The following is a 6,993-nucleotide window of genomic DNA, read 5'->3' on the forward strand; positions in this document are numbered from 1 at the left end:
GAGACTTTTTCAGCAGTCTCGGGGAAACCCCCCTCTCCTTCGTATCTTTCATATTACCTTCTGCTTTCAAGCTGTAGTATTCGACATCGTCATTTACAATTAAGTGTTAAAGGACCTCGATTGGTGTCCATGAGGACATAAATCCTAACCTAAATGCAATACATGTCCTCATGAAAGCTGTGATTAATGCCTAGATGCTAAAATTTCTTGCATCTTACGCGATACGAGCGGATAAAAATTATTTTTGGCACTGGTTGTGGAATTTCCCCCGAAAAATCCTGTCCCTGGGCACGTTTTTACATTATAATCTGGCCCTTTATCTAGCACTCTTTCCTTCGTTCTCAAATTCCACCAATGATGATAAGTAATACTATCAATGGAAGGAGTTAACCCGAATTTTATAGATAACATGGCGGTAATATAAACAATTGTTTCCTTCTGTTCCGCAGTCATGACATCATGACCTTTATCGAAGTTGCCAACATTTTCGATGGTGATTCCTGTGCTGTTAGCCTTTGGCCCAATTGTGCCTTCGGGGGCTATGTTAAAAGGCCTCGAAACTGCTACCCTTCCATCCGGAAAGGTGGTAATATTTTGAGCGATATTACTCCAGCCCATTCTTCTTTTATGGAAATTTTCCATCCCCATTAACATTCTAAAATGATTGGATCCATTAAAATGCTTGTATGACGGTAACCAAGTGTGATGCTGTTGAATGATAGTTACCTTCCTATTAATTCTAGCGTTAAATAACCAGTCCCTAAATTCCTCCCTCGTCATCAGGATATGCTGACCTTGCATGGTCATTTTTTTAGGAGGAATCTTTAATACTTGCCCGATATAAAGGTTTTCGGATGAAAGTTGATTTTTTGCTTTTATACTGTCTACTGTAGAATGAAAGGCTGATGAAATTCCCCTCAGGGTATCTCCGGCAACCACTTCATACATGATTGGAACCCACAACTTCTGACCCATTAATAAAGAATTGGATTGCAATCCATTGGTTACCTTGAGATCATTAACAGAAGTGTTATATCTATTTGCTATACCAGGTAAAGTATCCCCTGCTTTTACCAAATAAATATTACTAGGTTTATTACCAGCAGCCTGAGCAGGAAATGGATGAATAAGCATGATTACAACCAAACCAATGACAATGACAAAATTATTTTTCATTTTACATATCCTTTCAAAGTAAATCCGTTTTATTTTGCAAACTTAAAAGGACCGTGAAATAAAATATTATACTTGCATGGTATTCTCTCTAACTTTTCATGACTTTTAACTATTATTTTGTACTACCTTTAAGTAATTATGTCGATTTTGTGAACATTTTATTTTTAAGCGGTTTTTACACGATTGAATACATAAATTGGTATTTAAGTTTGGCAATTTTATTGATAAACTAATTGCTGACAAAAAGAGATAAAAAGTGGGGATTTAATTGAATCTAACAATAGATAATTTAGACTTTCACCAATTAGTTGAGAATTCCCTTAACTCGATATTGATTGTTTGTGAAGATCAAACGATCCGCTACTGTAATAAAGCTGGTTTACGCTTATTAAATCTTACATCACTAGATCAAATATTAAATAAAAAAATAAGCCAATTCCTCCCTCCTGATCTTCATGATATGTGCAATGAAGGATTAACCAGGGTTATCGAAAAACAAGAAATCATTAAAGAAATGGATATAAAAATTATTAAAAATTATGGGGAAGTTGCAGATGTTGAAATGATGACCATACCGTTTTATTTTGAAAATAAAGTATTGGCTCAGGTTATTATTCAAGACATTACCAAGAGGAAAATAGCAGAGAAACGGTTGAAGGATCGAGAAAAATTAGCTTCACTTGGTCAATTAGCAGCTGGGATTGTTCATGAGGTTAAAAACCCCTTAACGGCAGTAAAGGGATTTTTACAATTAATTAAAGAATCTCAAAATCATCCTTATTTAGATACGATGGAAAGCGAATTAGAAAAAGCATTACAAACACTTCAAAATTTATTGCAGGTATCCAAACCCGACTTACAAGACGAACCTCTGATATTGATTGACTTATGTAAAGAGTTAAATTCTATATTTCTTTTATTCCAAGAAAAACTTTATTCCGTTGAGGTTGAAATGGACTTAAGAGATTCTGATAAGCGATTTTATGGAAAGAAAAATTTACTCTTAAAATCTTTTTTCAATCTGATCAAGAATGCCATTGAAGCAATAATAGCCGATGGAAAAATTAAAATTGAGCATTATTATCATGAAGGTTGGATTCATATTAAGGTGAGTGATACTGGTCAAGGTATTCCTGAAGAAAAGTTGGTCATTTTAGGAACACCTTTTTATTCTAGTAAACCTGATGGAACGGGACTTGGATTGACGCAAGTGTATACAACGGTACACGAGCACGGGGGAAATATTTCGGTACAAAGCGTGGTTGGTAAAGGCACAACGTTCCATATTCAACTTCCAATTAAAATAAACTAAGAGTTTTTATGATTTTTGCTCCATTTAATACCATAAAAAAAGTAGCTTGGCAATCGCCAAGCTACTCCCTCTCCAGTACTTGAAATCAATCCAGATATTTAAAGTAATCCTGGGAATGGTAACTTCTAAATCCACATGATTCATAGAGCTTAAGGGCATGGGAATTTTTGGCCTCAACCTCTAGAAAAATAGGCAGCCCTTTTTGATGTTCCATTTTTACCACTCTTGATAAAGCGTTTCTCCCAATCCCTTTTCCCTGAAGCTCTGGAAAAACAGCAAAACCATAAATCCATGCTTCTCCATTGGATTCAGAAACACGCATTTTTCCAGCAGTTTTTCCTTCTACTTCAATAAGTAAACGTTGATCCCTGCTGTTCTCCCGAATCAACTGATTAAATTCCCTTGCTGCATTTTCATTCAATCCAAATCCCAAGACTTCGAGTCGTATTTCTGCTTCCCAATCCTCATTTGTAAGGGACTTCCTTAAGGTTATCTTCGGATCTATGGACAATTCAGTTTCCTGCCATTTCATTTGATATTCTGCTAACGAAAATACACAAGGAATATTCTTTAAAAACTGCTTGGCAGAATGTGATTCTGTTGGAGCGTTTAACAAAACAGTAGTATAACGTTTTTTCGCCTCTCCAAGTCCCATTTCCAGCAACTTAGAAAATAACCCTTTCCTTCGATAATCCGGGTGCACCATCCCGCAAAGTTCCACTTTATCTCCAAAACCATAACATCCAAGAAAACCGACAAGCCTGCCATCTTCATAATGGAAGAAGTCTTCCTTTTTATTCCCGATTCGATTTTCAAGCATATCAAAATTCAGCTTGAGCTGAAATCCTCCCTCTTTTTCACAAACCTCTTGAAGTGCTTTTATTTCAATCAATTCTTCCTTTGTTAGCATCCAATTCACCTCTGTTCATATTCACCTATTCCTATTCTTGACCATGCCTGATCATTCCTTCTTTTCAAAAAAACAAAATACATTTTAGGTAATTTGCATGCCAAATAGTCAAGAAAAGAGCGTTCAGTTATGATGAGGTCTTCGAAAATACATATAGTTAGTTGGTTAAGGCTTTGAAATTGGGATTTCTAACGTATTTATTTTTGATCCATCTTTTGCTGAGTAAACAAATAATTCAAATTTAGCATTTTTAGATGATACTAACCCTTTTTCGATAGTGATTTCAAATTCACCCCAGGCAGGTGCACCTTCTGTTTGGTAATTACTTTCTTTGACCACTTTCTCTCCATCGTAAAGAGCATATTGAAACACCCCTTCAAATACTTGGGCTTTTCCGGTTATTGTGAGTGTATCTGAAGTTTCCGTGACGACAACATCTTTAAACACTTCATTTTGATACACTTTTTGCTCTGGTTCAGGTGTAACGGGCTTATCAGGTTTTGATGGATTTTCTCCCTTTGGTTCAGTTACAGGTGGTTTTTCTTTTACCACATCTTGTTGTTGGTTACAAGCGGCTAAACCCATTGAAGCAATTATGATCGCGAACAAATAAGCAATTTTCTTCATCATTTAATCCCACCTATTTTTCTTTTAACTTATTATATTGTATTTCTTTTCATAAAAACCCTGTTTTTAAAAATCGAAACCAAAAGAAATATAATTCGTCAATATTTTTGAGGTGATCCCTTGGTTCATCTAGGAGAGAACATAGGTGTAACGTTTTTGGAAAGGCTCCATCCTAATTCTTACTGGTGTTTTATGCGTTATCATGGAGAAAAAATAGTATTTAAAAACCCCTTCAACTGTATGAAGGGGTTTTGCTTATGTAACAGCACTCATTTTCAAGAATAAATAAATTCGCCCTTATTCAGCTATCCTGCTTACTTTAAATAAACTATATATCAGAGGTATAAAGTATTTTTAAAAATAGTATAAATATAGTATTACAGGCATAAATCTATCCAACCTAGTTTGACATATTTACTGTTCCTTCGGAACATTGGAATCACGTCATCATTAGAATTTGTCAATTCAACCACATTAAAAATACTAATATGCAAAAAGTGGAAGAAAATATAGGAGGATTTTATTTCATTAAGCATTGCGTTTAAATTATATAAATTTTGTAAATGATGGTACTAAAGTTTACGAAAAATCTTAAAAACCACAATAGTTTGAAGCCTATTGTGGTTTTTAGTCTACTCTCAGCAAAAATGTTTTTTGTATAAGAATAATTGATAAAAATGTATTGGAGGTTTTTATGCATGTCTTTAAGTCAAGTTCTACAAAAACGCATTATTTTTCACCAATATAAAAATTGGTATGTGCTGGATGATGAATTTTATTGGGACATCAAAACATTATACAATACTATTTTTAAATACTTAGACTCAAATTTTAATATTCCAGTTATTTTTTGTTCAATTCGTCAAGCGAATAAAATCATTTGTGACTTAGGGGATGAAGAAGATGAATATTTACGATTCGCTTCAGGTATTTATTGGAGAGAATTAAAGATTATCTTTATTTTTCGCTACAGTGAATATATCCCATTAATTGAGACTCTTTTTCATGAATTTCGTCATGTTATGCAAGACTTCAATCCTGATTTTAGACATCATTTTGAATGGGATAAAAAATTACCTTATCTAGAACGAACGACTGAAATTGATGCCTTTCAATTTGCTAAAGAAAAAACAAATGAATATCTAGCATCTGGATCATATAAAAAAGTTGACTTATAATCAGTTTAAAAAAAGGAACCATTCCAATCACCGGGAATTATTCCTTTTCTGGTTATATTTTTTTGTTTCGAGTTGGCAAAACTCAAAAACTTTGTTTTACTTTGGAACAACTAAACTAAATTTAATCAAAAGAACCCATTGTTTGTAATAATTCATTTGATTGTGGAGTGACGTAAATGGTTCGGCTTGGAAAAGCAACTTCCACTCCCTCTTCCTCTAATATCCCCATGATTTCTAAATTGATTTCATGTTTAATTTTAACGTGTTCTGCCCAAACAGTAGAATTCGTGAAAAAATATATAAGAATATCGAGACTACTCTCATTATAATGATCGAATGCGACCATAATCGTATCCGGATGGATCTCTTCATGAGTTCTCAAAAAATGTTCAATCCGTTTAACGACTCTTTGAATTTGTTCTTTAGTGGTTTGATAGTTAAGTCCTAAGTGGAAAGAGATTCGTCTTTTCCCCATACGACTCCAATTGGTAATGGCTTCGTTTGCAAGTGTCGCATTTGGAACCGTAACTAGAGCTTGACTAAAAGTGCGAATTTTAGTACTTCTGAAATTAATATCTTCTACTATACCTTCCACACTAGGTGTTAAAATCCAATCTCCAATGGAAAAAGGTTTTTCTGTTACAATCACGATTCCACCAATTAGATTTCCAACCGCTTCTTTTGCAGCTAAAGCAAATGCCAGACCCCCTAACCCAAGGCCTGCCACCAATCCATTTACGTCATAATCAAATTCCTGGCCAATAATGCTTATACTGATTGCAATAATGATGACACGGATCGTTCTTGATATAAACGGTAAAAGAATTAAATCAATCTTATTATTGATCTTTTGATTAACACTTATTAAGATCCCCGTAGTAGGAGATGACAAATTAAACAATCCCCAAGTAATTAAAACAATCACCATGGAACGTAAAAATTTTAAAAATAACGCATTATGTTGTTCTATAAAAGGGAAATAATCCATTGCTAAATACAAACCTACAATGATAAAGAACCATCCTAAAGGACGTTCAAACCCTAAACAAATTTTTGTGAAAAAATCAGTCGGTGTTTTTCTAGACAATTTTAAAATCAACTGAAACACATACTTTGTAAATAAGTTTCTAAAAAGAATAAATAAAACCAAAATACCTATAGAAATTCCTAAATTTTTTAACATGTCATAGTCTATCCCCGCCATTGAAAAAGCCATGACAAATGAACCAAAAGACATTCTAATATACCTTCTCTCTTTTTACGATAATTTTTTAGCACCACAATTGATAGAAAACTTGATGTTACGTGGAAAAATAAGAACCACGAACACCAGCTTTTGAAATTATTACATCCTCATATAATAACTTTTCAAACAAGATATTTGAATACAACAAAAGTCTTAGATTATAGAAATAATTCTGCTTCAGAAAATGGTGAGAGGTGAAAAAGTAAGGGTCTAATCATCTGTAAGAAATTATACAAACTATAAAAATGGGGACAAAGGTTACTGTACTAAACGGGGTCCATTCAACTTGTTAGGGCTGATTTTTCATACAGATAGGTAAGGGTTTGAAGTTATCGCTCCCTTTTCCCCCCGTCCACACCGTACAAGCGACTTTCACCGCATACGGCGTTCCAACTATGCCAATCCACTTTAACCATAACACTGTTCAGTATTGTGATACTCAATGTGTTTCATTTCTTCCGTTTCAATAAGTCGGTGCCTCCCGTGGGAGGTGAACCTCTTTTAGTCATACGAGAACCTTATTAACCGATAAAGAATTGCCTTG

Annotated in this window: 6 protein-coding genes; 2 read left to right on the forward strand and 4 right to left on the reverse strand. The window is 34.1% G+C overall.

The features are described from left to right. Window positions 1-183: 183 nt before the first annotated feature. Window positions 184-1,176 (reverse strand): peptidoglycan recognition protein family protein, encoded by a 993-nt coding sequence (locus J7E63_RS29175; protein WP_215018836.1) that lies wholly within the window; start codon window positions 1,174-1,176, stop codon window positions 184-186. A gap of 268 nt (window positions 1,177-1,444) precedes the next feature. Between J7E63_RS29175 and J7E63_RS29180 the strand changes: the two genes are divergently transcribed. Beyond that, window positions 1,445-2,488, forward strand: a complete 1,044-nt coding sequence (locus J7E63_RS29180) for a two-component system sensor histidine kinase NtrB (RefSeq protein ID WP_215018838.1) — start codon at window positions 1,445-1,447, stop codon at window positions 2,486-2,488. 85 nt (window positions 2,489-2,573) lie between these two features. Here the strand turns inward: J7E63_RS29180 and J7E63_RS29185 are convergent, their stop codons facing one another. Together J7E63_RS29185 and J7E63_RS29190 are read right to left on the reverse strand one after the other, a co-directional pair. After that, a complete protein-coding gene (locus J7E63_RS29185) occupies window positions 2,574-3,398 on the reverse strand; it encodes a GNAT family N-acetyltransferase (protein ID WP_215018840.1) in 825 nt (274 codons plus the stop codon). A 165-nt stretch (window positions 3,399-3,563) separates the two neighbouring features. Beyond that, window positions 3,564-4,028 (reverse strand): Gmad2 immunoglobulin-like domain-containing protein, encoded by a 465-nt coding sequence (locus tag J7E63_RS29190; protein WP_215018842.1) that lies wholly within the window; start codon window positions 4,026-4,028, stop codon window positions 3,564-3,566. A gap of 695 nt (window positions 4,029-4,723) precedes the next feature. Between J7E63_RS29190 and J7E63_RS29195 the strand changes: the two genes are divergently transcribed. Then, on the forward strand, window positions 4,724-5,203 hold the full coding sequence (locus J7E63_RS29195; RefSeq protein ID WP_215018845.1) for a DUF3920 family protein: 480 nt from the start codon (window positions 4,724-4,726) through the stop codon (window positions 5,201-5,203). A gap of 121 nt (window positions 5,204-5,324) precedes the next feature. On the opposite strand, the gene J7E63_RS29200 is transcribed toward J7E63_RS29195, so the two are convergent. Continuing rightward, complete coding sequence (locus tag J7E63_RS29200; protein ID WP_251033841.1) at window positions 5,325-6,386, reverse strand: mechanosensitive ion channel family protein; 1,062 nt, start codon at window positions 6,384-6,386, stop codon at window positions 5,325-5,327. Window positions 6,387-6,993 lie beyond the last annotated feature (607 nt).

It is taken from the genome of Bacillus sp. ISL-75, from assembly GCF_018613095.1.